Below are 25,366 nucleotides of genomic sequence, written 5' to 3'. Positions count from 1 at the left end.
CGCGGTGCGCGTGGCCATGCTCGCGCTGGCCGCGACCCTGTTGCTGTCCGACGGCATCCGGGCGGCCGAGCTGCTCTGGCTCGCCCTCCTGGTCGCCGCGGCGACCGTCGCCACGGCCGCGCCCCAGGGGCACGAGGTGGCCCGGCTCGGGCGCACGGCGGAGGTCCTCCTCACGGCCTTCGCCGCCTCCACGCTCAACGGGGACGCCGAGGCCCTCCTGGTGTACCTCCCGGTGCCGATCGTCGCCGCCGCGCTCTCCGAGGGCCGCCGGATGGCGGGCGCCTACCTCGTCGCCTCGGCCGCGCTGCTGGTCGTCGGCGGGGGTGTCGAGGGGCGCCTCGACGAGCGGGCGTACCTGACCGCGGGCGCCGAGTGGCTGGTGGTCGCCGCCGTGGCCGCCTTCCAGGCCACGATCCTGCAGCGCATCCTGCTGGCCCGCCGCCCGGAGGAGCCGCCGCAGCCCTACGCCGAGGCAACCCGCCTGCTCACCCAGCTGCGCAGCGTGGCCCGCCAGCTGCCGGGGGCCACCCTGGACCCGGGCGGCCTGGCCGAGCACCTGCTCGACGAGGTCCGCGCCCTGGTGCCGTCCGTGCGCGGCGCCGTGCTGTCCGGCAGCGGCGGCGGCCGGCTGGTCGTGCTGGCCCAGGCCGGCGTCGAGCGGCTGGACTGGGAGACCGCGCTGGACACCGAGAGCAAGGTGGCCGACGCCTGGGCCACCCAGCAGCCGATCGTCTCCGCCCGCTCGCAGGCCCGCTCGGTGAGCAGCCGGCAGACCACGTCGTCGATGGTGGTGCCGCTCATCGCCGGCGTGCGCACCGTCGGGCTCATCGTGCTGGAGAGCGACGAGGCCGGGGCGTACCCGCCGTCGCTGGTCACCAGGGTCCAGGCGGTCACCGGCCCCGCCGCCCTGCGCCTGGAGGCGGCCCTGCTCTTCGACGAGGTCCGGTCCCTGGCCACCACCGAGGAGCGGCAGCGCCTGGCCCGCGAGATCCACGACGGGGTGGCCCAGGAGCTCGTCATGGTCGGCTACGGCATCGACAACGCCGTCGCCGCGCTGCCCAACACCGAGGCGGCCGAGGAGGAGCTGCGCGTCCTGCGCGCCGAGGTCACCCGGGTCATCACCGAGCTGCGGCTGTCGCTGTTCGAGCTGCGCAGCGAGGTCGACCGCTACGGCGGGCTCACCGCCGCCATCGCCGACTACGCCCGCACCGTCGGCGCCTCCGCCGGCCTGCGGGTCCACCTCTCGCTCGACGAGACCACCGCCCGGCTGCCCGCCGCCGTCGAGGCAGAATTGCTGCGCATCGCCCAAGAAGCCATCACCAACGCACGGAAACATGCCGGAGCGGAGAATCTTTGGGTAACGTGCGCGGTCGATCCACCGTTCGCACAGGTAGAAATCTCCGACGATGGCAGCGGCATCGGTGAGAACCGCCCGGATGGGCGCTATGGTCTTGCGATCATGGCCGAGAGGGCGGAACGTATCCGGGGCCGGTTGGAGATCACGCCACGAGTGCCGAATGGGACCACAGTGGCGGTTGTGCTCGGAACCGCACCGCGTGCGCGGTAGCGTGAAGGCACCCAGAGGGAGAGAGCACCGGGAATGTCTACTACCGCGACGCCGACGACTCGCACCAAAGTGCTGCTCGTCGACGACCACGATCTGATCCGCCGGGGGCTGCGGCACGCGTTCGAGCGCGACCGCCAGTTCGAGGTGGTCGGCGAGGCCGCCACCGCGGCCGAGGCGATCCGCCAGGCCGGCGCCCTCCAGCCCGACGTCGTGATCATGGACCTCCGCCTGCCCGACGGCAGCGGCCTGGAGGCCACCCGCGCCCTGCGCAAGACCAGCAACAGCATGGGCATCGTCGTGCTGACCATGTACGCCGGCGACGACCAGCTCTTCGGCGCCCTCGAGGCCGGCGCCTCGGCGTTCGTGCCGAAGACCGCCCCGGCGGACGAGGTCGTGGCCGCGGCCCGGCACGCCGCCTCGGCCCCCAGCGCCTTCACCGCCGCCGACCTGGCCGAGGCGATGAAGCGCCGCCTGGCCCCGAGCGGCCCGCAGCTGTCCCCCCGCGAGGGTCAGGTGCTGCGCCTGCTGGCCGACGGCATGAGCGTGGCCGGCATCGCCAAGCAGCTGTTCGTCTCGGAGTCGACCGCGAAGACGCACATCTCGAAGCTGTACGAGAAGCTCGGCGCCGCGAACCGCGCCCAGGCCCTGATGACGGCCCTTCGCCTGGGCCTGCTCGAGGCCCCGGACGCCCCGAGCTTCTGACGTCGTTACCTTTCCCCCAGCAATTCGCGCGGACGGCCGGCTCGCCGTTCCTTACCCCCGGCAGCCGGCCGCGCCAATCGCCCCATCATTGCCGGAATAGGCCACCCATTCTTCCGATTGTCGGGGGCTGATCCGGCGCTCATTGTTCATGTGCCTTTTTCACCGGCAAGAAGCGCATGCAGCCGGGCCGCCTGGCTCTCCCACCGCCATTCGGCCTCGACCCAGGCCCGCCCCGTGGCCCCCATTCGCGCCGCCAGTTCCCGATCCCGCAGCAGCGTGATCAGCCGATCGGCCACGGCCTTCACGTCCCGCCCCGGCACCACGAATCCGGTCTCGCCCTCCCGCACCGCGTCCGGCGCCCCGCCCGAGTCCCCGGCGAGCACCGGCAGGCCGGTGGCGGAGGCCTCGAGGTACACGATCCCGAGCCCCTCGACGTCGAGCCCGCGCCGCCGCGTCCGGCAGGGCATCGCGAACACGTCCCCCGCCGCGTAGTGCGCCGGCAGTTCCTCCCAGGCCACGGACCCGGTGAACACGACGTCGCGCTCGACCCCGTGCTCGCGGGCCAGCCGCTCGAGCGTTCCCCGGTACGGCCCCCCGCTGACGATGAGCAGGGCCGCCCCCGGCACCGCCCGCTGGACCTCCGGCAGCGCCCGGATGAGCACGTCCTGCCCCTTGCGCGGCACGAGCCGCGACACGCAGACCACCACCGGCCGCCCCTGCAGCCCGTGCCGCGCCCGCACCGCACCGCCGTCGACGCCGGGCGAGTACGCGTCCACGTCCACCCCGGGCGCCAGCCGCTCCAGCGCGGTCAGCCCGCCGATCGCCCGGTCGAGCCGAACCCTCGTGTACTCCCCCAGGTACGTGACCACGTCGGCCCCCCGCGCAATGCGCCGCAGCAGCCCGCGCGCGCCCGGCAGCGCCGCCCATCCGACCTCGTGCCCGTGCGTGAGCGCGACGACCCGCGTGACGCCGGCCCGCCGCCGCAGCCCGTCCGCGAGCAGCCCGAGCGGCGCCGCCGCCCCGAACCAGACCCGGTCACACCCCCGCCCGCGCGCGATCTCGGCCGCCCGCCGGGCCACCCGCGGCGTGGGCAACAACATCCCGGTGTCTTCCCGCACCACCTCGAACGGCTGCTCGGCGTCGAACTTGCCGGCCCCCTTCCAGGTGGAGGCGTACACGACGACCTCGTCCCCGGGCACCCGCACCGCAAGGTTGTGCACGAACTGCTGAATCCCCCCGGGCCGGGGCGGAAAATCGTTGGTCACCAGGAGGGTCCGCACCACCAGTGCTTACCAGCGCCCACCCGCCCCGCCCAAACCCGGGTCCACTTCGGCCGGCATCTTGCCACCAAGGGCACTGGCCGGACGCTGCGCCGGCTCTGGCTCCCGTTCAGCACCCGGGCCGCCAGAATCGACGCGCTGGTCCACGCTCCGGGGTCCCGGACGGCCCTGAGTAGCGCGACCGGCCCAAACGGCCGACGGCCCGAGCAGCGCGAACGGCCCCGACGGCCCGAACGCCCCGGACAGCGCGGACGGTCCGAACAGTACGACCAGCCCGAGCAGCGCGGACGGTCCGAACAAGTGCGACCGGCCCGAGCAGCGCAACTGGCCCGACCGGCCCGGACAGCCCGAGCGGCGCGGACAGCGCTGGAAAGCGAGTCAGCGCGTCGGTGACCTGGGGGCGGGACAGGGATGGGCTGGAGTCGGAGTGGGGCAGAAACGGCCAGGGCGGAACGAACGGGGTCCGGGGGCGCGGCGGGTCAGGGCCCGCGGGTCAGGGCCCGCGGGTCAGGGCCCGCGGGTCAGGGCCCGCGGGTCAGGGCCCGCGGGTCAGGGCCCGCGGGTCAGGGCCCGCGGGTCAGGGTGAGTGGGTCAGGGCCCGCGGGTCAGGGTGAGTGGGTCAGGGCCCGCGGGTCAGGGTGAGTGGGGACGGGGCTGGGTCAGGGATGGGCGCGGGCCCAGGCTCGGGCGGCGGCCATGCGTTCGACGGCGGTGGGGTGGGTGCCGAACAGGAACTGCTCGACGGGGTTGGGGTCCGGGTCGCCCAGGTTGACCAGGGACAGGCGGCCCTGCATGGCCTCGAACTCGGCCGGGTTGCGGGTCAGGGCGAGGGCGTGCTCGTCGGCGCGGGCCTCGATGCGGCGGGTGACCAGGGACTGGGCCGGGCCGGCGAGCAGGCCGCCGACGGTGGCGACGGCCAGGAGCAGGGCGATGGCGCGGGGCTCGGCGATGGAGTCGACGCGGGCCAGGCGCAGCAGGGCGGACCAGGAGCCCAGCAGGTACAGCACGCAGACCGCGGCGGCGGCGCCCAGGGCGCCCAGCAGGGTGCCGGTCAGGACGTCGCCGTCCTTGGCGTGGCCGAGCTCGTGGGCGACGACGGCCTCGACCTCGTCCGGCGGGGCCTTCTCCAGCAGGGTGTCGTAGACGACGATGCGGCGGGTCGGGCCCAGGCCGGAGACGTAGGCGTTGACCGCGCGGGTGCGGCGGCTCGCGTCGGCGATCAGCACGTCGCGGACCGGGACGCCGTCGCGGGCGGCCAGGTTCATCAGGCTGGTGCGCTGCTCGCCGGGCGGCATCGGGGTGAACTTGTTGAAGACCGGCTCGACCAGGACCGGGAAGACGAAGGTGAGCAGGACGGCGAGGGCCGCCGCGCCGGCCGCGGCCCAGGCCCACCACCAGCGCGGGGCGAAGTGGGTGATGGTGAAGAAGCCGACCAGGACGATCGCGCCGATGACGGCGCCGACGGCGTAGCCCTTGAGCAGGTCGACCGTCCAGCCTCCCCAGCCCTGGGTGGACAGGCCGTAGCGGCGCAGGATGGACTGGCGCCAGGCGGCCAGCGGCAGGGCCACCACCTCGCCGACCAGCGTCACGGCGAAGCCGCCGAGCAGGGCCCGGGCCAGCCAGTGGCCGCCGAACGGGCGGCCGGCCTGTTCGACCAGCCAGGAGCCGGCCGGGGTCAGGCCTAGCAGCAGGGCGACCAGCAGGCCCAGCGCCAGCGACAGGTAGGTGCCGGGGCGCAGCGCGGCATGGAACGCCCGGCCCTGGGACACGGCGTCGTGCGGCAGCGTGTCCAGGGCCGCCAGCTGATCGGCCCGCGGGGCCGACGGCGCCGACCACGGGACCCGCAGCAGCGCGACGGCGGCGGCCGCGATGACCAGCCCGACCAGCGTGACGACGGCCCAGACTCGAGGGGTCATCGCAACAGCCTATGCGGCGCGCCCGCGGCGGCGCCGGGGTGAGGGGACGGGCCTGATCGGCGTCTTCTCGAAGTGGGTGGGCTCCAGCACGGTGACCTCGAAGCCGGCCAGCTCGAAGACCTCGATGGCCCGCACCTCCTCGGCACCGAGCTGGTGGAACGCGGGCGGCGTGTCGAGCAGCAGGGTCATCACGCAGTTGCTGCAGGCGTTGCCCCGCACCGAACAGCTTTCGCAGTCGACGAGCATCGCTCCTCCAAAACCGACGTGCCGGTGAACCGGATAGCACGAACGGTAACGGTGGGGTACGACAAAAATGAGAAACCGCAGCTCAGGACCGTGCGAGGCGGCGCAGGAGCGTGTCGGACGCCAGCGGGTACGCCCCGTGCCGGCGCACCCCGTCGACGACCTCCTTGTCGGAGGAGATCACCACGATCGGCCGGCCGGCCGGCTCGGCCCGCACCAGGCGGCGGATGAGCTCGTCGGCGGTCTCGCCCTTCTTGGAGAACAGCACGCGCACGCCGCGCGGCGCCGGTGGCAGGCCGTGCACCCGCTCGGCGCCGTCGAACACCACGGTGACCTCGGCGCGGGTCTGCGCCACCAGCCCGCCGACGCCCGCGATCAGGCGGTTGCGCTGCTGCTCGAGCGAGATCTCGGCGTACCCCCGCTTCGTGACGTTGTAGCCGTCGACGATCATGTGCGCCTTGGGCAGGCTCAGCAGCTGGTCGAGGCGGGCGGGGTCGTCGGCGTCGAGGGCGCGCGCGGACGCGGCCCCGGAGGCGCTCTCGGGCCGGTCGGCGGCGGTGTCGGCGACGAAGTCCGCCGGGAGCTTGTCGGTCGGGTCGAGGGCCAGCTCGCGGCGCAGGCCGACGGCGGCCTGACCGATCGTCTCCAGCAGCAGCCACAGCCGCGCGTCGTCGACCGCCCGCGCGTCCTTGGCGCTCTGCCGCTGCGCGCCGGCCGCGGTCTCGGCCTCGGCCAGGCGGGCCCGCAGGCGGCGCAGCTCGGCGTCGTGGTCGGCGGCGGCCCGCACCGCCCGGCCCTTCTCGGCCGAGAGCATGTCGGTGGCCTTGCGCTCCTTGGCCTGCGACTCCCGCAGCGCCTTGCTCAGCGAGCGCACCTCGTCGCGCAGGCCGGCCGCCTCGTCGCGCAGCCGGGCCAGCTCGTCGCGCAGCTTGTCGGCCTCGACCTTGGCCACCGCGCGGTCGTGCTCGGCCCGGGCCAGGCGCTGCTCGACGTCGCGCACGCGCTCGGAGGCGACGGCGCCCTCGGCGTCGGCCCGCACGGCGTCGGTCGCGTCGGTGACGAGCCCGCGCCAGCCGTCGGGGCGGGCGAGGTACGCCAGGGCGGCCACCTCGACCGGGTCGGCCGCCGCCGGCGCGAGGCCCTCCAGGATGGCCGCGCCCAGGTCGCCGGCGTCGTTGACGACCCGCGTGGCCAGGCGCTGGCGCAGCAGGGGGTCGCCGGACAGGTGCATGGCGATGACCGGCCCGCCCAGGCGCGCGCGGCGGTTGGGGGCGAACTTGGCCACCCGGCGCAGCGGCATGGGGAGCTCGTCCAGCGGTACGCCACCCATGACCCCCGCGGCAAGGGCGATCACCCGTTGGCGGACCGGTTCGGGCAGCGCTGGCTCCTGGTCATCGGCGGCCTGCGCAGCGGTCACCGCGGCCTCGGGGTCGAGGTCATCGGGAACGTCGTACGCAGACATCACTCCAGTGTCGCATTCTCGACCACATTCGCCCGGGATGGTGTCCAGGACCGCCGCCTTACCTCGAACGGCTAAAAGCTGACATATCCTTATTTCACCCGATTAGGTGTACGGCAGGGGTTCGCGCGATCAGGTTCACGGGAGGTCGGGATGGCGGCACCGGTACCACAGAACGAGGCGGAGCGGCTTTCTGCTTTACATGCGATGGCCGTCCTGGATACGCCCCCGGAGACCGACTTCGACGACATCGTCCGGATCGCCAGCGAGATCTGCGGCGCGCCGATCTCGCTGGTCACCCTGGTCGACGCCGAGCGGCAGTGGTTCAAGGCGAAGGTCGGCGACGTCGACCTGCCCGAGACGCCACGCGAGGTGGCCTTCTGCGCCCACGCGATCATGGGCCGGGACCTGATGGTGGTGCCCGACGCCACCGCCGACGTGCGCTTCGCCGACAACCCCTTCGTCCGCGGCGACGACGGCATCCGCTTCTACGCCGGCGCGCCGCTGCTGACCCAGGGCGGCGCCGCGCTGGGCACCCTGTGCGTGGTCGACCACTCCCCGCACCGGCTCGACCTCGACCAGATGCGCGCACTGCGGGCGCTGGCCAAGCAGGTCACGGAGCTGCTGGAGCTGCGACGACTGGTGGTCACCGACGAGCTGGAGCCGCGAGCGCAGCCGCGCCCGGTGGACCTGGCGTACCTGACCGAGGCCCGCATCCGCGAGCTGCGCGGCATCGCCGACGCCCGCAACATCGCGATCACCCTGGGCCTCACCGACGCGACCATGATCCACGCCGACCCGGGCAAGCTGTCCCGCGCGCTCGACTACGTGATCTTCAGCGCGCTCAAGGTCGCCCCGGCCGGCGGGCGGATCGCGGTGCGGGTGCTGGGCGAGCCGGTGCCGGCGGTCGAGATCAGGCACGCCGGGGGCAGCATCCGGCCCGAGTGGCACACCGACCTGGCCGGCCTGCGGGAGGCCGACGAGCCCGTGCCGCGCGCCGTCGCCGGCATCCTGCGGGCCCACGGCGCCACCATCATGGACACCTCGGCCAGCTTCGGCTCGCCGGACGTGCGCTTCGAGGTGCGCTTCCCGCCGCACTGAGCTGCGCGGACGCGTTTTTGTCACACCCTGGCCGTAGTGTGCGGCCGTGGCCGAATACCACCAGGAAACGCTCGACACCCTCTTCGACGATCCCCGCGCGGCAACGCTCTTCTCCACCACGTTCGTCGTGGTGGACCTGGAGACGACCGGCAATGCGCCCGACGGCGGCGGCATCACGGAGATCGGCGCGGTCAAGGTCCGCGGCGGGCAGATCCTGGGCGAGTTCGGCACGCTGGTCAACCCCGAGGAGCGGCTGCCCGCCTTCATCACGGTGCTCACCGGCATCACGGAGATGATGCTGCTGGAGGCCCCGAAGCTGGACACGGTGCTGCCGAGCTTCCTCGAGTTCGCCAAGGGCACCGTGTGGGTCGCGCACAACGCGCCCTACGACACGGGGTTCCTGAAGGCCGCCTGCGCCAAGCACGGCTACCCGTGGCCCAAGCCGATCGTGCTCGACACCGCCGCGATCGCGCGGCGGGCGCTCATCGCCGACGAGGTGCCCAACAACAAGCTCTCCACGCTGGCCCGGCACTTCCGGGCGACGACCCAGCCGATCCACCGGGCCCTGGACGACGCCCGCGCCACCGTGGACGTGCTGCACGGGCTCTTCGCCCGGCTCGGCAGTCTCAAGGTGCACACCGTCGGCGACGTCATCGAGTTCGTGAAGGCGGTCAGCCCGGCCCAGCGGCGCAAACGGCACCTCGCCGACGGGCTGCCCGACAAGCCCGGGGTCTACGTGTTCCGGGGGCACAAGGACCGGCCGTTGTACATCGGGACGAGTTCCTCGATCGCCACCCGCGTGCGCAGCTATTTCACGGCGGCCGAGAAGCGGGCGCGCATCGACGAGATGCTCAACGCCGCCGAGCGGGTCGAGGCGATCCCCTGCGCGCACTCGCTGGAGGCCGAGGTGCGCGAGCTGCGGCTGATCGCCGCGCACAAGCCGCCGTACAACCGCCGCTCGAAGTTCCCCGAGCGCGTCATGTGGCTCAAGCTCACCACCGAGGCCTACCCACGGCTGTCGGTCGTGCGCGACCTGCACGCCGACGGCGGCGCCTATCTCGGGCCGTTCGGCTCGCGGCGGGGCGCCGAGCTGGCCGCCGCCGGGGTGTACGACGCGCTGCCCATCCGCCAGTGCACCCACAAGCTGTCCCCGCGCACGCCCACGCCGGCCTGCGCCCTCGCCGAGCTGGGCCGCTGCCCCGCGCCCTGCGAGCACCGGATTTCGGCCGACGACTACGAGGCCTGGGCGGCCGCCCCGTTCCGCGCCGCGACGACCGGCGACCCGAGCCCGATCGTGCGGGGACTCATGGCGCGGATCGAGACGCTCTCGGCGGCGGAGCGCTTCGAGGACGCGGCGACCCTCCGTGGCCGGCTCATCGTGTTTTTGCGTACCGCGATCCGGATGCAGCGGCTGGCCTCGCTGAGCAGCCTGCCCGAGCTGGTCGCGGCGCGCCCGTCCGCGGCCGGGGGCTGGGAAATCGCGGTCGTGCGGCACGGGCGACTCGCCGCGGCGGGCGTTTCACCCCCGAGGGTGCATCCACAGCCGACGCTTGATGTGGTTTTGGCCACAGCGGAGACGGTGTTGCCCGGTCCGGGCCCGGCGCCGCGGGCCTCGCCGGAGGAGACCGAACGGATCCTCGCGTGGCTCGAGCGACCCGAAACCAGGCTGGTCAAGACGGATGTGGGCTGGTCATCGCCGGCCGACGGGGCGGGGCGGTGGCGGCCGTTCCTGGCCCGCGCGGAGGCCGCGGCCACGGTTCAGGCCGATCTGGATGGGTAGGCACATCGGACGATCGCACATACTCAAATGACCGATCGGATGCCCAAGAGGAAACTAGGCTGGAACCTACCCAAACCCAGGCCCCCCCGGCCCGTCGGTGAGGAGGTGCCGCATGGAGCCCGGTCTGCAGTCCGGCGCGCACTTCAGCGCGGCCCTCTCCCCGCCAGGCCCGGCCGCCGAGCCTCCTCATGCGGCCGAGATATCCGGCCCCGACGACCTCGGCCCGACCTCCAGCGGCCAGTCACCCGGCGCGGGCCCCGGCCAATCGGCTCCCGTTGGTCATGCGCCCTCCCCTGCGGCTCACGCGCCCGGCGCGCCGCCCGGTGGTCACGCGCTCACTGCGGGTTCGGGTCTGTCATTCGCCGTCCATTCCCCCGGCCTGCCCGGCCCTGGCGAGGACTCGGTCGACGGCGGCTCGTTCGATGGTGGTGCAGCACCCGATGGCTTCCTGGGCGGCGGTGGTCCCGGCGTCGTGAGTTCGGGCGGTTCGCTGACTGGTGGGTCGTTCGGCGGTGGCCTGGTCGGCCACGGCCCGCATTCCGGCTTGGGGCTCGCTCGTCCAGCTGTCCACCCGGGCGGCGGGCTGTCGGGCAGCGGTGGTATCGGTGGTGGCGCGAGTGGCGTTGGTGCGGGTGTGAGTGGCGTTGGTGCAGGCGTCGAGCCGGTTTCCGACCCGTATTCGGATCGGACCGCGACGCACAGCGAGTACATGGTGGACCCAGCGGCGTCGGACGGCAACCCCACGGAGTTTCCGAATTTCCGTGTCGGCCCGGCGACCGGATTCTTGACCGCCGCGACCAGCGACGATGCCCGACGGCTCCGGGACGAGGCGCTGGGCGCCCTCGACGGGGACGCGCCGGCCCTCGGGCCGATGACGATACGGGTCGAGGCGCTCGGCGGTGGGGGGTTCGCGACCAACCCGCCCGGGAGCGTCAAACCACCGGGCAGCAACGCCGCCGCGGGGAACGGGGGTGAGCGGCTCCACGCCGGTGAGATGTTCCTCGGCCCCAAGGGTCTCCCGACCGCCGCGATCAATGTGCCCGAGGCGCCCGCCCGGCGCCGGGCCGCGCCACCGGGTTCGGGCGACCGGTTGGCCGCCGACCGGCAGCCTTCCGGGGGCGCCGCCGACGAGCACGGCCGCCGGCCGGAACGAATGCCCACCGGGGCCGGCGACCGCGGCCACCAGCACGACCGCGCCCTGAACGACCGCGCCCCCGCCGATCGCGCCCCGCAAGACCACGCCCCCGGCGACCACACACGGCAAGACCCCGCCCCCGGCGATCCCACACGGCAAGACCCCGCCCCCGGCGATCGCACGCGGCAGGACCGCGCCCCGCAAGACCGCTCGCCCAACGAGCACGCGCCGAACGGCCGCTCCGCCCACACGGACCACCCCGCGAACGACCGCGCCCCCGATGCGGACCACGCGCCGAGCGACCGCGCGACCCGCGACCCCCACAACGACCGCCCCGCCCAGGCGGACCACGCCGCGAACGACCGCGCCGCCCACACGGACCACGCGCCGAACGACCGCGCGACCCGCACCGCCCGCGACGCCCACAACGACCGCGACGCCCGGCGGGAGCAGCCGAGCCGGCCGGAGCGGACCGAGTGGCGCGACCGGCCGGGCCCGAGCGGCGAGGACGGCCAGCCCGAGGCGGCGCAGCAGCGCGGGCCGGCGGACTGGCCCGCCAACGACCGGGCCATCGAGAACCGAGTTCGGGCCGACAAGCCGCGCAACACGCACGGTGACGGCACATCGCAGGCCTCCGGGACGGACCAGCCCCGCCGCGAAGACCCGATGCCGGAAGCGAAGCGCCCCGAGGGCGACGGCGCCCGGAAGCCGACGGCGGGTTCGCGGGGCAAGGGGCGGGACGCCCAGCTCGACGATCGATATGCGGCGCCCCGGCAGAAGCTCACCGCGCCGCCCACCGACGACTCGCCCGAGGTACCGCCACCGCCGAGTTATTCGGCGCTGATCGGGGCGGCGGTGCCCGGCGATCCGACGGCCACGTACTCCGCGATCATCGGTTCGCGGCTGCGGGCCATGCTGCCGTGGCAGACCAGCGACGACCCCATGGCGCCGATTCTGCGGGTGCACCGGCAGATCCACCCGTCGGCCGACATCGCGTTGCTGCGCAGGGCGTACGGCACGGCGGAGCAGATGCACCGTGGGCAGATGCGCAAGAGCGGGGAGCCGTTCATCACGCACCCGCTCGAGGTCACCGAGATCCTGGCCGACCTCGGGATGGACACCACCACGCTCGTGGCGGCGCTGCTGCACGACACCGTGGAGGACACCGACTACACGCTCGGCGCGCTGGAGCGGGACTTCGGCGGCGAGGTGGCGCTGCTCGTCGACGGCGTCACGAAGTTCGACAAGATGTTCTACGGCGCGGACGCCGAGGCCGAGACGATTCGCAAGATGATCGTGGCGGCCGGGCGGGACGTGCGGGTGCTCGTCATCAAGCTCGCCGACCGGCTGCACAACATGCGCACGATCGACGCGCGGTCGGTGAAGAGCCGGGTACGCATCGCCACCGCCACCCGCGAGGTACTGATCCCGCTGTGCGAGCGGCTCGGCATCCAGGCGCTGAAGCGGGAGCTCGAGGACTGGGTGCTGCGGGCCGTGTCCCCCAGCGGGTACGCGGTGGTGGCCGACTACGTGAACCAGCGGGTCGGCTGGGAGGGGTACCTGGAGAAGGTCACCTCGGCGGTCAACAGCGACCTGAAGAAGTTCGGCCTCGACGCGACCGTGGCGCCCCGGCCGCGGCACCTGTACTCCATCTGGAAGGACACGGTCGACGGCAACTACGCGGAGCCACACGACCTGCCGCGGGTGGTCATCGTCGTCGACGGGCCGGAGACGGACTGTTACGCCGCGCTCGGCGCGGTGCACGGCAAGTGGCGGCCGGTGCCGGGCCGGTTCAAGGACTTCATCGCGACGCCGAAGAACAACAACTACCGGTCGCTGCACACCACCGTGCTCGGGCCGGAGGGGCGCTCGCTCGAGGTGCTGATCCGCACCGTCGAGATGCACCAGGCGGCGGAGTACGGCATCGTGGCGAACTTCCGCTACCCGACCACCGCCGCGCGGTTCGGGCCGGCGAGCAAGGCCGAGCAGCTGAACTGGCTGCGGCGGCTGCTCGACTGGGAGGCCGCGGCGTCGGACCCGTCGCAGTTCATCGCCTCGCTGCGCTGCGACCTCGCCGAGGACCAGATCCTGGTGCTGACGGCCGGGGGCGGGCGGCCGGTGCTGCTGCCGGCCGACGCGACGCCGGTCGACCTGGCGTACATCCTCGGCGCGGACGTCGGGAACCGATGTATCGGGGCGCGGGTCAACGGGCGGCTGATCGCGGTGTCGTCGCCGCTGGCCGACGGGGACACCGTCGAGATCATCACGCGGGCCGGGCAGCGCGACGAGTTCGACTTCGACGCGGACGCACCGGCGCGCGGGCCGTCGCCGGAGTGGCTGGACTTCGTGCGGACGCCGCACGCGCGGCTGCACATCAGCCGGTGGTTCGAGGCGCACGAGGCGCCGTCGATCACCGTGGCCAACAAGGTCCGGCTGGGGCGGCTGGCGATCGGGCTCGCGCTGCGCCAGCAGGGCCGCGGCCTGGCCAGCGACCTGCCGCTGGTGCGGCTGGCGCCGCGGCTGGGCTACCCGGACCTGGAGACGCTGTTCGTCGCCGTGGCCGACCACGCGCGCAGCGCCGACGACGTCGTGGCCGAGCTGATCGCCCTGGTCGACCACTCGCCGCGATAGCTCACTAGCCTTAGCCGGATGACCCCCTTCCGAGGTCGCGTGCGCGCGCTGACGTACCGCACGTTCTACCGGCTGCCCGGCCGCTGGCGCCGCCGGATCGTGCGCACGTTCCAGCCCACGTACACGATCGGCGCCGTGGCCGTCGTCCGCGACCCCCAACTGACCCGCATCCTGCTGCTGCGCCAGCCCCCGGGGGCCGGGTGGTCGCTGCCGGCCGGGCTGATGGACCGCGGCGAGACCCCGGTGCAGTGCGCCGCGCGGGAGCTCGCCGAGGAGACCGGCATCAAGCTGCCGCCGGAGCGGATGCGCGCGGCGAACCCCAACGCGATCGTGCACACCCGCGGGCAGTGGGTCGACATGGTGTTCGAGACCGAGGTCGAGCCGGGCGTCGAGCTCGTCGTCGACTCGGCCGAGGTGATCGAGGCGGCCTGGCACCGGCTGGACAACCTGCCGCCGCTCACGGTGTCGACGTCGCAGCTGCTCGCCCACTACGCGATCGGGCCGTACAAGGACTACCCCGAGGTGCGCGAGGCATGAGCGGGGACGTCTGCGCGGTCGTTCTGGCGGCCGGCGAGGGGCGCCGCCTGCGCCCGCTCACCGAGCACCTGCCCAAGGCGCTGTGCCCGGTCGGCAACGTGCCGCTGCTGGACCGCGCGCTGGCCCGGATGGAGGCCCTCGGCCTGCCGGTCGCCGTCAACGCCTGCTACCTCGGGCACATGGTCGCCGAGCACGTCGGCGACCGGGCCCACCTCTCCGTCGAGCCCGGCGACCCGCTCGGCACCGCGGGCGGGATCGGGCTGCTGCGGGACTGGATCGGCGGCCGGGGCGTGCTCGTGGGCAACGCCGACGCCTACCTGGCGTCCGACGCGCTGCCGCCCGGGGCGGACATCGCCGCCCTGCTGGAGGACTGGGACGGGCGCGAGGCTCGGATCCTCGGGGTGCCCGGCCCGCCGAACGAGTTCGGCGGGCACCGCTTCGCCGGGTTCTCGCTGCTGCCGTGGGACCTGGTGGCCACTCTGGAGCCGGAGCCGTCCGATCTGGTACGTCTGGCCTGGCGCCCGGCCGAACGCCAGGGCCGACTGCGGGTGGTCGAGTATCCGGGTACCTATCTGGACACTGGCACTCCGGCGGACTATCTGGCGGCGAACCTGCACGCCGTACACCCGGGAAATCTGATCGGCGAGGACGCCCTCGTCACCGGCGCGCTCGACCGGGCCGTGATCGGGGCGCGGGCCGTCGTGGCCGGGGACGTGACCCGCGGGGTGGTGTGGCCGGGCGGCGAGGTGGCGGCGGACGAGAAGCTCACCGACGCGATCCGGGTCGGCCGGGGGCTGACCGTGCTCGCGCACTAACATGACCATGTCCACCACCGGATGGAGGGAGCACCGCAGGTGATCACCGCGATCGTCCTCATCGACTGCGCCACCGACTCGATCCCCGAGGTGGCCGAGAACATCGCCAACCTCGACGGCGTGAGCGAGGTGTACTCCGTCGCCGGCAACACCGACCTGATCGCCATGGTGCGGGTGCGCCAGTTCGACGACATCGCCCAGGTCATCGCGAACGGCATCTCGAAGGTGCCGGGCGTGGTGGACACCGACACGCACATCGCGTTCCGGGCGTACTCCAGGCACGACCTCGAGGAGGCGTTCGCGATCGGCCTGCCCGACGCGGACTAATTCCCACGTTTTTCCGCGTCCTGCGCAAGAAGGCGTGCCGCCAGCGCTCGGGCGGGCCGCAAGAAGCCCCCGTTTGCCCTGGTTAGGGCGTCGGTAGTGCGCCAAATCGCATCGAGTGCGGGCCCGCGACCCGGTACCCTCGCCGCCATGAGGATCGGCATCGTAGGGGCCACCGGGCAGGTCGGCAGCGTCATGCGCCACATCCTGGCCGAGCGCCAGTTCCCAGTAGACGAGTTGCGACTGTTCGCGTCCGCCCGCTCCGCCGGGCGGCCCATCGACTGGCAGGACACGCAGGTCACGGTGGAGGACGCGGCGACCGCGGACTACGCCGGGCTGGACATCGTGCTCTTCTCGGCCGGCAAGGGCACGTCGAAGGAACTCGCCCCGCAGGTGGCCGCCGCCGGCGCCGTCGTCATCGACAACTCCTCGGCCTGGCGGATGGACCCCGACGTGCCGCTGGTCGTCGCCGAGGTCAACCCGCACGCCGCGGCCAACCGGCCGAAGGGCATCATCGCCAACCCGAACTGCACCACGATGGCCGCCATGCCGGTCGTGCGCCCGCTGCACGACGAGGCCTCACTCGTTTCGATGGTCGCCGCCACGTACCAGGCCGTGTCGGGCGCGGGCGTGGCCGGCGTGGCCGAACTCGACGAGCAGGTCCGCAAGGTGGCCGACGGCGCCGCGGCCCTCGCCTTCGACGGCTCGGCGGTCGAGTTCCCGGAGGCGAAGAAGTTCGCCGGCCCGATCGCGTTCAACGTGCTCCCGCTGGCCGGCTCGATCGTCGACGACGGCTCCTTCGAGACCGACGAGGAGCAGAAGCTGCGCAACGAGAGCCGCAAGATCCTCGAGATCCCCGGCCTCAAGGTCTCCGGCACCTGCGTGCGGGTCCCCGTCTTCACCGGCCACTCGCTGCAGCTGAACCTCCGCTTCGCCCGGCCGCTGTCGGTCGCGCGGGCCACGGAGCTGCTGTCGGACGCGCCGGGCGTGGTGCTCAGCGACATCCCGACGCCGCTGCAGGCCGCGGGCGCCGACCCGTCCTACGTGGGCCGGATCCGCGTCGACGAGACCGTCGAGCACGGCCTGGCGCTGTTCGTCTCCAACGACAACCTGCGCAAGGGTGCCGCCCTCAACGCCGTGCAGATCGCGGAGCTGCTCGCCGCGTAGTTCGCTTGTGACGCTCCGTCTTAGCTCCGCGATCTTCGGCGGCCCCGATTTTTTGGGGAGACCTAGACTTAGGTTTACTAAGACGGAGCGGCACCGACGAGCTACATGTGCCGATCGAACCAGTCGACGATCGCGTCGAAGCGCTGGACGCGATGCGACGGCCGGCCGGTGCGCGACAGCTCGTGCCCCTCACCCGGGAAAAGCAGCAGCTCGACCGGCGCGCCGCGGCGCTTGAGGGCCACGAACAGCCGGTACGCCTGCTCGACCGGGCACCGCCAGTCCTGCTCGGAGTGGATGATCAGCATGGGGGTGGCGATCCGGTCGGCGTAGGTGAGCGGGCTCTGCCGCGCGAACTCGTCGACGTACAGCGAGTCGGCGAAGAACCACCCGATGTCCGACGTCCCGGCGAAGCTGTCGATGGCGTTGACCGCCCGCTCCGACACCGCGGCCCGGAAGCGCTCGCCGTGGTGGGCGGCCAGCCAGGTGGTCATGAAGCCGCCGTGGGACCCGCCGAGCACGCCGACCCGGCCGGTGTCGAGATCGGGGGACTCGAGCGCGGCGTCGAGCAGGGCCAGCAGGTCGGCGGCGCTGACCTCGCCGACGTTGCCGCGGATGGCGCGGCCGTGGGCCTCGCCGTAGCCGGAGGAGCCGCGCGGGTTGCCGTAGACGACCGCGTAGCCCGCGCCGGCGTAGACCTGGGGCTCGTCGAAGAGGCGCCAGCCGTACTGGGTGAAGGGTCCACCGTGGATCATCAGCAGCACGGGGTGGGGGCCGGGGGTGGCGGGGCGGACGACCCAGCCGTGGACGGGGTAGCCGTCGGGGGCGGTGGCGGTGAGTTCAGTCTGTTCGAGCGCCTGGATGCCGTCGCTGAAGGTGGTCAGCCGGGATGCGCCGGGAGCGGAGGCCGGGGCGGAGGCTGGCAGGGGTAGGGCGTAGAGCTCGCCCCAGTCCGACGGGGTGGCGATGGTGGCGGCCAAGGTGCCGGCGGACCACGCGAAGCCCGCGACCTGCCGGCGGCCCGAGACCACGACGCGGTGCGCGCCGCCGTCGAAGGGGACGTGCAGCAGGTGGACCTCGCCGCGGTGCTCGGCGGCGAACAGGACGCCCGAAGGGGTCACGTCCAGGTCGCCGCCCGGCGCGGCAAGGTGGTACGCGGCCGGGTCCAGCAGCGGGCGGGGCTCGCCGCCGGCGACCGGGACCGACCACAGCGACTCGTTGCGCAGCACCGGGTCGACGCGATGCTCGCCGGCCGGGGCGCCCGCGAAGACGATCGCGCCGCCGTCCGGGGTGAAGCGCGGGCGGCTCGGGACGAAGGCGGCGCCGGTCAGGGGGCGCAGGGCGGTGCCGTCCGGACGGATCACGCAGACGTCGGCGGCCCAGTCGGCCGACCAGCCGGGATGGCGGGCGGAGACGAAGGTCAGCCACTCGCCGTCCGGGCTCCAGCGCGGGTCGTCGTGGTCGTGGCCGCCCGTCGTGATGCGGGTGACGCCGCCGTCCAGGTCGGCGACGAAGAGGTGGGACGGGCGGTCGCGCAGGAAGCCGACGCCGTCGAGGCGGTTGAACAGCTCCGTGATGCGGCGCGGGGGCTCGGCGTCGGGGCCGACGGGGTCGCCGTCGTCGGTGGTGGCGGTGCCGTAGCGGGGCCCTTGCGGTACGCGGGCGGAGAACGCCAGGCTGGTGGAGTCCGGCGACCAGTCGGCCGGGCCCACGCCCAGCGGCTCGTCGGTCAACTGGCGGCCCTCCCCGCCCGCGGCCGGCAGGACCCACAGCTGGGGCTTGGCGCTCTTGGCGGCCCGGCGCAGGAAGGCGAGCCAGCGCCCGTCGGGCGACCAGCGCGGCTCGCTGTCGTGCCAGCCGGTGGTGAACTGCGACGCGGGGCGCGAGCCGTCGGTCGGGACCAGCCACAGCTGCGAGGTGTAGGCGTCGGCAGCGAGGTCGGGGCGGGCGACGGCGACGACGGCGGTGGTCCCGTCGGGGCTCAGGGTGGGCGCGCCGGGTGTGCGCATATGCGGTAGATCGTCGGGTTTCACGACCTGCACAGTAATGGGGGTCACTCTTCTTACCCGCGGGTAACCTCCTACCCCTACCCTACGACCATGGAGCCGACGCTGGAGACGGTGGACCGTGGGACCGACCGGATAGCCCTGCACGTGTACCCGGCGGACGACGGCGCACCGACGCTGGCCGTGCTCTGGCCGGCGATGGGGGTGCCGGCCCGCTACTACCGGGCGTTCGCCTCGGAGCTGGCCTCGCAGGGGCTCGCGGTGGTCGTGGCCGACCTGCGCGGCACCGGGGCGAGCACGCCGGCGCCTTCCCGGACGTCGCGGTACGGGCTCGGTGAGCTCACCGCCGACGTGGACGCGGTGCTGGAGCACCTCAAGCCGCGTCGGGCCGGGCGGCGCACGCTCCTCATCGGACACTCGCTCGGCGGGCAGGCGTGCGCGCTGCACCTCGCGGCGCAGCCGGGCTCCGAGGTGGACGGGCTCGCGCTGCTGGCGGTCGGGGTGCCGTACTGGCGGCGGTACCCGGCCGGCGAGCGGTTCAAGGTGCTGGCGCAGACCCAGACCCTCGCCGCCGCCGGGGCGCTGCTGCGGGTGTGGCCGGGCTGGGGTTTCGGCGGGCGGCAGGCCCGCGGCGTGATCCGGGACTGGGCGCACACGGCCCGCACCGGGCGCTATCCGGCGCTGCTGGGCGTGGACATGGAGGCCGGGCTGGCCAGGGTCACCACGCCGGTGCTGGCGGTGGACATGGCCGGCGACCGGTACACGCCGCCCGGCACGGTCTCGCAGCTGCTGGAGAAGCTCGTCGCGGCCCCGGTGACCCGCGAGCCCTACGAGCCCGGTCCGCCGATCGACCACTTCCGCTGGGCGAAGCACGGGGCCGGGCTGGCGGCCCGCATAGCCGCCTGGGACCTCCAATGAGAACGGCCCCCGGCAATTGCCGGGGGCCGACTCACGAGAACCAGGCTCAGTGGCCCGAGGTGATCTCCTCGCGCTCCTCGCCGCCGAGCTGGCGCGGCGCCGGGGGCGCGGCCTTCTCGATCGGGAAGAAGAAGCCCTTCACCGTGGGGGCGAGCGCGCCGATGCGGTTCATCTTCTTCGGCACGACCCAGCCCGCGTACTCCAGGCCGTGGTGCTCCTCGCCCTCGGCGTGGCTGACCGCGGCGCTGGGCAGCGGCTGGTGGACCTCGATGAACCGGCCGTCCGGCAGGCGCCGGATGATGCCGGTCTCGACGCCGTGGGCCAGCACCTCGCGGTCGTGCTGCTGCAGGCCCAGGGCGAGGCGGTAGGCCACGTAGTAGGCCAGCGGCGGGAGCACGAGGATGCCGATGCGGCCCGCCCAGGTCATCGCGTTGAGGCTGATGTGGAACTTGTCGGCCAGCACGTCGTTGCCGCCGGAGATCAGCAGCACGACGTAGAACGAGATCGCCATGGCACCCAGCGCGGTGCGCAGCGGGTTGTCCCGCGGGCGCTCGAGCAGGTTGTGCACGGCCTTGTCCTTGCTGAACCGCGCCTCGATGAACGGATAGAACAGCGGGAGCATGGTCAGGATGCCGGGCAGCACCACCGTGGGCCAGAAGATCGGCGGGATCGTGTAGCCGTCACCCCAGCCGAACAGGTCGAACCGGATCTCCCAGGCCGGGAAGAGACGGGTCGAGCCGTCGAGGAACATGACGTACCAGTCGGGCTGGCTCGCCGCCGAGACGACCGCGGCCTTGTAGGGGCCGAACAGCCAGATCGGGTTGATCTGGATCAGACCGGCCAGCGCGGCGATCATCGCGAACACGATCATGAAGAAGCCGCCGGCCTTGGCCGCGAAGCCGGGGAACATCCGCACGCCGACCACGTTCTCGTTCGTGCGGCCGGGGCCGGGCCACTGGGTGTGCTTCTGCTTCACCAGCAGGCCCATGTGGACGCTGATGAGCGCGAGCAGCGCGCCCGGGATGAGCAGCACGTGCGCGATGTAGAGCCGGTCCAGGATCACGTCGCCCGGGAATTCGCCGCCGAAGAGCGAGGTGGTCACCCAGGTGCCGACGATCGGGATCGACAGCATGATGGCGCTGGCGATGCGCAGACCGGTGCCGGACAGCGCGTCGTCGGGCAGGGAGTAGCCGGCGAAGCCCTCCAGGAAGCCCATCCAGAACAGCAGCACGCCGACGATCCAGTTGGCCTCGCGCGGCTTGCGGAACGCGCCGGTGAAGAACACCCGGAACATGTGCACGACGATCGCGGCCATGAACAGCAGCGCCGACCAGTGGTGCATCTGGCGCATGAACAGGCCGCCGCGCACGTCGAACGACAGGTGCAGCGCCGTGTTGTACGCCTGCGACATCTCGACGCCCTGCAGCGGCGCGTAGCTGCCGCTGTACGTCACCTCGGCCATCGACGGGTCGAAGAACAGCGCCAGGAAGATGCCGCTGAGCAGCAGCACGATGAACGAGTAGAGCGCGATCTCGCCGAGCAGGAACGACCAGTGGTCGGGGAAGACCTTGTTCAGCAGCCGCCGCAGCGGGGTCGCCGCCTGGAAGCGCTCGTCGAGCGCCTCGGCGGACTTGGCCGGGAGGGCCCGGACGTCAAACTTACGCCGTTTCATGGCCGCTCCCAGAAGGCCGGTCCGATGGCGACCTTGTAGTCGGACACCGCTACGAAGTATCCCTCATCGTCCACCGTGATCGGCAGCTGCGGAAGCGCCCGGCTGGCGGGGCCGAAGACCGGCCGCGCGTTGTCGGTGATCTGGAACTGCGACTGGTGGCACGGGCACAGCAGGCGGTTGGTCTGCTGCTCGTACAGGCTCGCCGGGCAGCCCGCGTGGGTGCAGATCTTCGAGTAGGCCACGAAGTTCTGCCACTGCGAGCCCTTGTTGACCGGCTTGGCGTTCTTCAACGTGTCCTGCGCGTCCCCCTCGCGGAGGTGCATGAGCAGGGTGGGCGAGTCGGCGTACTTGTTCGTCGCGCCGCCCGGGATGCCGGGGAAGACGGTGATCTGGCCGCCGACGCTGACGTCGGCCGGGCGGATCGGGGTGCCGTCCTCGTGGGTGAGGCGGACCGGCTTGCCGCCGTTGTTGGCCGGGTCCCAGCCCGTCGTGAAGAACACGTTCTTCCCGTTCTGGGTCGGCGCCTTGATCATCGAGCCGACCAGCAGCGCGCCGGCAACCGCGCCGAGCGGGGCCGCGCCGGCCGCGAACGCCAGGCCGACGAAGCGGCGGCGCTTGAGGCCGAGCTCGTCGCCCATGTTGACGATGGTGGCCGCGGTGAGCAGCTGCTCGGTGCGGTCCGACGCGCCGTCGTGGCGCTCCTGGATCGAGACCTCCTCGGGGAGGAGCTTCTTCGACCAGGTGATGATGCCCAGGCCCAGGGTCAGCAGCGCGAGGCCGAGCGTCGCGCCGAGCACCGGGTTGTAGTAGGGGTACAGCTTCTGGTACGTCTCGTCGCCGTGCCCGTAGCGCCAGGGCCACGCGATGTAGGCGACCACGAACGCGGTCCCCATGAGCCCGGTGAGCAGGAACAGGAACGCGAGGACGCGCTCGATGCGCTTCTCCGCCTTCGTCCCCGGCACCGGGAAGCGCGGCGCGTAGTGCACGATCTCGACACCGTCCCGGCGCGCGCCCTCCTTGACGAGGTCGAACCGGGTCAGGCTCGGGTCGCTGACGTCGAACGGCTCGACGGCCGCGTCGGTGTGGGTGGTCATGACTTCCCTGCAATCCACAGCGTGGCGAACACGAGCGCCGCGATACCGATGAGGAAGATGACGATTCCCTCGGGGACCGGGCCGTAGCGGCCGATGTTCCAGCCACCGGGGTCTGTCTGCGAGTTCTTGTTGAGGTTCTGGATGTACGCGATGACCGCGGCCTTGTCGTCGGGGCTCAGCTGGTTGTTGCCGAACACCGGCATGTTCTGCGGCCCGGTCAGCATCGCGCCGTAGATATCGCGGTTGGTCGAATGCTCCAGCGTCGGGGCAAACTTGCCCGAGGACAGCGCGCCGCCGCCGGAGGAGAAGGCGTGGCAGGAGGAGCAGTTGACCCGGTAGAGCTCGCCGCCGCGGGCGAGGGTCTTGGGGTCGGACTGCGCCTTCTTCACGTCAGCGTCGAGGCTGCTCGCGCTCGGCAGCTGCGGGCCGCCGCCCAGCTCCTGGATGTAGGCGCCGATGTCGGCGGCGTCCTGCGGGCTCAGCGCCGGCGCCTTGCGCTCGGCCTGGGCCTCCTGGCGGGCCAGCGGCATGCGGCCGGTGTTGACCTGGAACTCGACCGCGGCCGACCCGACGCCGATGAGGCTGGGGCCGCGGTCCTGCACGCCCTGGGCGTTGCCGCCGTGGCAGGTGATGCAGGAGGTCTGGTAGAGCTCCTTGCCGTGCTGCGCCTGCTGCGACAGGGCCGGAGTGTCCTCGGCGCGGCCGACGCCGGGGGCGTATGCGCTGTATAGGCCGCCGACAATCGTGAGCGCGGCGATCAGCCGCACGGCCGCCTCCAGCCGCCGGCGAAGCTTGCTCCGCGCCGCGCGCCTGCTCCCCGGGACCAGCCGGGCAAGCGGTCGCTTGCTCTGGTCAGAAGTCATGGCCTCACCTTTGTCGTCATCACCTATGTCGTCTCGGTGGTTGTGGTCAGCAGAAGGGGTCGAGGAGCGTGACGCGGCCCGACGGCTACTGCAAGAAGTAGATCATCGCGAACAGCGCGATCCACACGACGTCGACGAAGTGCCAGTAATAGGACACGACGATCGCCGCGGTCGCCTGGGCCGGGGTGAAGCGGCCCATCGTCGTGCGGATGAGATAGATGATGAAGGCGATGAGGCCGCCCGTGACGTGCAGGCCGTGGAACCCGGTGGTCAGGTAGAACATCGAGCCGTATCCGTCGCCGTTGATCTTGATGCCCTCGTGCACGAGGTTGCGGTACTCGTTCACCTGGCCGAGCACGAAGACCAGACCCATGATGAACGTCAGCGCGAACCAGCGCCGCAGGCCGTGGACGTCACCGCGCTCGGCGCGGAACACGCCGATCTGGCAGGTGATGGACGACAGCACGAGGATGATCGTGAATGTCAACGCGTAGGGGATCTTCAGCGCCTCGGTGTGCTTCTCCCACAGCTCCGGCGCAGCCGCGCGGATGGAGAAGTACATCGCGAACAGCGCCGCGAAGAACATCAGTTCGCTGGAGAGCCACACGATCGTCCCGACACTGACCATGTTGGGCCTGGTCAGTGAGTGGATCTGGCTCTTGGCAATCGCTGGGGCCGCAGTCACAGCGTCATTATTGCCTCCGATCATCACCAGGTTTCCTCGGGGTCCACCAGACAGGGACTATCCGGGCGACGGCATAGTCTGGGGGCGTGTTCCACGCACTCGTCATCGCAGGTGAACCCGGTCCTCCGTCGGCCTCGTCGCTCCTCGGCTCCTTCCACGTCTCGTGGCTGACGCTGGCGATGGTGGCCGCCGCGGGGCTCTACCTCGCCGGTGTGGTGAAGCTGCACCGCCGGGGCGACCGCTGGCCGGTCGCGCGCACGCTGTTGTTCCTGTTCCCGGGCCTGGGCTCGATCGCCGCGGTGACGATGAGCGGGGTCGAGGAGTACGACACCGCACTGCTGTCGATCCACATGGTCCAGCACATGATCCTGTCGATGATCGCGCCGATCTTCCTGGCCCTGGGCGCGCCGGTGACGCTGGCGCTGCGCACGCTGCCGGCCGGCGGGCGCCGGGTGCTGCTGGCGGTCGTGCACTCGCGGGCGGCCAGGATCCTGGCGTTCCCCCTGGTGGCCTTCGGCTTCTTCGTGGTCACGCCGTTCGTGCTCTATTTCACGGACCTCTACGGCCTCACCATGCGCCACGAGTGGGTCCACGAGCTGACCCACGCGCACTTCATCGCCGTGGGCTGCCTGTTCTTCTGGCCGCTGATCGGCCTGGACCCGCTGCCGGGGCGGTGGCCGTACCCGGCCCGCGCCCTGCTGATGTTCCTGTCCACGCCGTTCCACACCGTGCTCGGGCTCACCATCATGCAGAGCAAGACGCTGCTGGGCGGGGACTGGTACCCGTCGCTGCACCTGAGCTGGGCCGACCCGGTCGCGGACCAGGTCACGGCGGGCGGCATTCTGTGGGCCGGTGGCGAGTTCGTGTCGGTGACGATGCTCGCGGTGCTGGTCGTGCAGTGGATGCGTCAGTCCGACCGGGAGGCCAAGCGGATCGACCGCCAGCTGGACCGCGAGGAGCGCGCGCGGCAGGAGGAGGCCGAGTGGTCGGCCCGCACAGGAATCGCCATCACCCCGGACGGTACGATCCCCGGGGCAGACGCCACACGAGGAGCAGCGCGCACATGAGCGAGCACATTGTCCTGCTGTACAGCGACGACCCGGAGGTCCGCGACCGCATGCGGCTGGCCATCGGCACCCGCCCCGCGGCCGACCTGAAGGTGAAGTTCGTCGACGCCTCGACGTACGCCGAGGTCGTCAAGCTCGTCGACGACACCGACGTCGACCTGCTGGTCCTCGACGGCGAGGCCACCCCGGGCGGCGGGCTGGGCATCGCCCGGCAGCTCAAGGACGAGATCACCGACGCGCCCCCGGTCGTGCTGGCCATCGCCCGCGCCGCGGACCGCTGGCTCGCCTCCTACGCGAAGGTCGAGGGCACGATCATGTACCCGCTCGACCCCGTCACCACCGGGGAGACCGTCTCCGCCCTGCTCCGCGCATACCCCGCTATCCGCCGGTAGGACACCCCCCACCCC

Annotated in this window: 21 protein-coding genes; 12 read left to right on the top strand and 9 right to left on the bottom strand. The window is 72.5% G+C overall.

Translation table 11 applies throughout. From position 1 onward, the window contains the following. The first annotated feature begins 16 nt into the window (after window positions 1-16). Both ABD352_RS02290 and ABD352_RS02285 read left to right on the top strand, forming a co-directional pair. Window positions 17-1,567 (top strand): sensor histidine kinase, encoded by a 1,551-nt coding sequence (locus tag ABD352_RS02290; RefSeq protein WP_344610569.1) that lies wholly within the window; start codon window positions 17-19, stop codon window positions 1,565-1,567. 33 nt (window positions 1,568-1,600) lie between these two features. Further along, the gene (locus tag ABD352_RS02285; RefSeq protein ID WP_344610478.1) at window positions 1,601-2,269 is read left to right on the top strand and encodes a response regulator transcription factor; all 669 of its coding nucleotides are present in this window, start codon (window positions 1,601-1,603) and stop codon (window positions 2,267-2,269) included. A 146-nt stretch (window positions 2,270-2,415) separates the two neighbouring features. Here ABD352_RS02285 and ABD352_RS02280 read toward each other — a convergent pair whose 3' ends face one another. From ABD352_RS02280 to ABD352_RS02265, 4 genes are all read right to left on the bottom strand, one after another. Beyond that, window positions 2,416-3,552 carry a glycosyltransferase family 4 protein gene (locus ABD352_RS02280; protein WP_344610477.1) on the bottom strand — a complete coding sequence of 379 codons (1,137 nt, stop codon included), beginning with the start codon at window positions 3,550-3,552 and terminating at the stop codon, window positions 2,416-2,418. 656 nt (window positions 3,553-4,208) lie between these two features. Then, window positions 4,209-5,465, bottom strand: a complete 1,257-nt coding sequence (locus ABD352_RS02275) for a M48 family metallopeptidase (protein WP_344610476.1) — start codon at window positions 5,463-5,465, stop codon at window positions 4,209-4,211. A 9-nt stretch (window positions 5,466-5,474) separates the two neighbouring features. Beyond that, the gene (locus tag ABD352_RS02270; protein ID WP_344610475.1) at window positions 5,475-5,711 is read right to left on the bottom strand and encodes a hypothetical protein; all 237 of its coding nucleotides are present in this window, start codon (window positions 5,709-5,711) and stop codon (window positions 5,475-5,477) included. Between the two features lie 82 nt (window positions 5,712-5,793). Next, window positions 5,794-7,170, bottom strand: a complete 1,377-nt coding sequence (locus ABD352_RS02265; RefSeq protein ID WP_344610474.1) for an NYN domain-containing protein — start codon at window positions 7,168-7,170, stop codon at window positions 5,794-5,796. 204 nt (window positions 7,171-7,374) lie between these two features. On the opposite strand from ABD352_RS02265, the gene ABD352_RS02260 reads away from it, so the two are divergent. The 7 genes from ABD352_RS02260 to ABD352_RS02230 all read left to right on the top strand — a co-directional run bounded on the left by ABD352_RS02260 (window position 7,375) and on the right by ABD352_RS02230 (window position 16,657). Continuing rightward, the gene (locus tag ABD352_RS02260; RefSeq protein ID WP_344610473.1) at window positions 7,375-8,268 is read left to right on the top strand and encodes a GAF domain-containing sensor histidine kinase; all 894 of its coding nucleotides are present in this window, start codon (window positions 7,375-7,377) and stop codon (window positions 8,266-8,268) included. Between the two features lie 46 nt (window positions 8,269-8,314). After that, the gene (locus tag ABD352_RS02255; RefSeq protein WP_344610472.1) at window positions 8,315-10,048 is read left to right on the top strand and encodes a DEDD exonuclease domain-containing protein; all 1,734 of its coding nucleotides are present in this window, start codon (window positions 8,315-8,317) and stop codon (window positions 10,046-10,048) included. A 1,975-nt stretch (window positions 10,049-12,023) separates the two neighbouring features. Then, a complete protein-coding gene (locus ABD352_RS02250; RefSeq protein WP_344610568.1) occupies window positions 12,024-13,814 on the top strand; it encodes a RelA/SpoT family protein in 1,791 nt (596 codons plus the stop codon). An 18-nt stretch (window positions 13,815-13,832) separates the two neighbouring features. Next, window positions 13,833-14,351 carry an NUDIX hydrolase gene (locus ABD352_RS02245; RefSeq protein WP_344610471.1) on the top strand — a complete coding sequence of 173 codons (519 nt, stop codon included), beginning with the start codon at window positions 13,833-13,835 and terminating at the stop codon, window positions 14,349-14,351. Continuing rightward, window positions 14,348-15,166: a nucleotidyltransferase family protein gene (locus ABD352_RS02240; protein ID WP_344610470.1), complete on the top strand. Its 819-nt coding sequence runs from the start codon at window positions 14,348-14,350 to the stop codon at window positions 15,164-15,166. The genes ABD352_RS02245 and ABD352_RS02240 overlap by 4 nt, the downstream gene beginning before the upstream one ends. A gap of 39 nt (window positions 15,167-15,205) precedes the next feature. Beyond that, complete coding sequence (locus tag ABD352_RS02235; RefSeq protein ID WP_344610469.1) at window positions 15,206-15,493, top strand: Lrp/AsnC family transcriptional regulator; 288 nt, start codon at window positions 15,206-15,208, stop codon at window positions 15,491-15,493. Between the two features lie 147 nt (window positions 15,494-15,640). Further along, window positions 15,641-16,657: an aspartate-semialdehyde dehydrogenase gene (locus ABD352_RS02230; protein ID WP_344610468.1), complete on the top strand. Its 1,017-nt coding sequence runs from the start codon at window positions 15,641-15,643 to the stop codon at window positions 16,655-16,657. A 101-nt stretch (window positions 16,658-16,758) separates the two neighbouring features. Here the strand turns inward: ABD352_RS02230 and ABD352_RS02225 are convergent, their stop codons facing one another. Next, window positions 16,759-18,687 (bottom strand): S9 family peptidase, encoded by a 1,929-nt coding sequence (locus tag ABD352_RS02225; protein ID WP_344610467.1) that lies wholly within the window; start codon window positions 18,685-18,687, stop codon window positions 16,759-16,761. Between the two features lie 66 nt (window positions 18,688-18,753). Here ABD352_RS02225 and ABD352_RS02220 point away from each other — a divergent pair, with 66 nt between their 5' ends. Further along, window positions 18,754-19,578, top strand: a complete 825-nt coding sequence (locus tag ABD352_RS02220) for an alpha/beta hydrolase family protein (RefSeq protein WP_344610466.1) — start codon at window positions 18,754-18,756, stop codon at window positions 19,576-19,578. Between the two features lie 46 nt (window positions 19,579-19,624). On the opposite strand, the gene qcrB is transcribed toward ABD352_RS02220, so the two are convergent. From qcrB to ctaE, 4 genes are all read right to left on the bottom strand, one after another. Next, entirely contained in the window at window positions 19,625-21,250 is a 1,626-nt protein-coding gene (gene qcrB, locus ABD352_RS02215; RefSeq protein ID WP_344610465.1) for a cytochrome bc1 complex cytochrome b subunit, read from the bottom strand. Then, window positions 21,247-22,344, bottom strand: coding sequence for a cytochrome bc1 complex Rieske iron-sulfur subunit (qcrA, locus tag ABD352_RS02210; protein ID WP_344610464.1), 1,098 nt, complete (start codon window positions 22,342-22,344; stop codon window positions 21,247-21,249). The genes qcrB and qcrA overlap by 4 nt, the downstream gene beginning before the upstream one ends. Then, on the bottom strand, window positions 22,341-23,207 hold the full coding sequence (qcrC, locus tag ABD352_RS02205) for a cytochrome bc1 complex diheme cytochrome c subunit (RefSeq protein ID WP_344610463.1): 867 nt from the start codon (window positions 23,205-23,207) through the stop codon (window positions 22,341-22,343). The genes qcrA and qcrC overlap by 4 nt, the downstream gene beginning before the upstream one ends. Before the next feature lie 85 nt (window positions 23,208-23,292). Next, window positions 23,293-23,892: an aa3-type cytochrome oxidase subunit III gene (gene ctaE, locus ABD352_RS02200; protein ID WP_344610462.1), complete on the bottom strand. Its 600-nt coding sequence runs from the start codon at window positions 23,890-23,892 to the stop codon at window positions 23,293-23,295. A gap of 104 nt (window positions 23,893-23,996) precedes the next feature. On the opposite strand from ctaE, the gene ABD352_RS02195 reads away from it, so the two are divergent. Both ABD352_RS02195 and ABD352_RS02190 read left to right on the top strand, forming a co-directional pair. Further along, complete coding sequence (locus ABD352_RS02195) at window positions 23,997-24,959, top strand: cytochrome c oxidase assembly protein (RefSeq protein ID WP_344610567.1); 963 nt, start codon at window positions 23,997-23,999, stop codon at window positions 24,957-24,959. Then, window positions 24,956-25,351, top strand: coding sequence for a response regulator (locus ABD352_RS02190; RefSeq protein ID WP_344610461.1), 396 nt, complete (start codon window positions 24,956-24,958; stop codon window positions 25,349-25,351). The genes ABD352_RS02195 and ABD352_RS02190 overlap by 4 nt, the downstream gene beginning before the upstream one ends. The last annotated feature ends 15 nt before the right edge of the window (window positions 25,352-25,366 follow it).

This window comes from Dactylosporangium salmoneum (assembly GCF_039532525.1).
Classification (GTDB): Bacteria; Actinomycetota; Actinomycetes; order Mycobacteriales; family Micromonosporaceae; genus Dactylosporangium; species Dactylosporangium salmoneum.
This window is presented reverse-complemented; position numbering and strand designations above follow the sequence as displayed.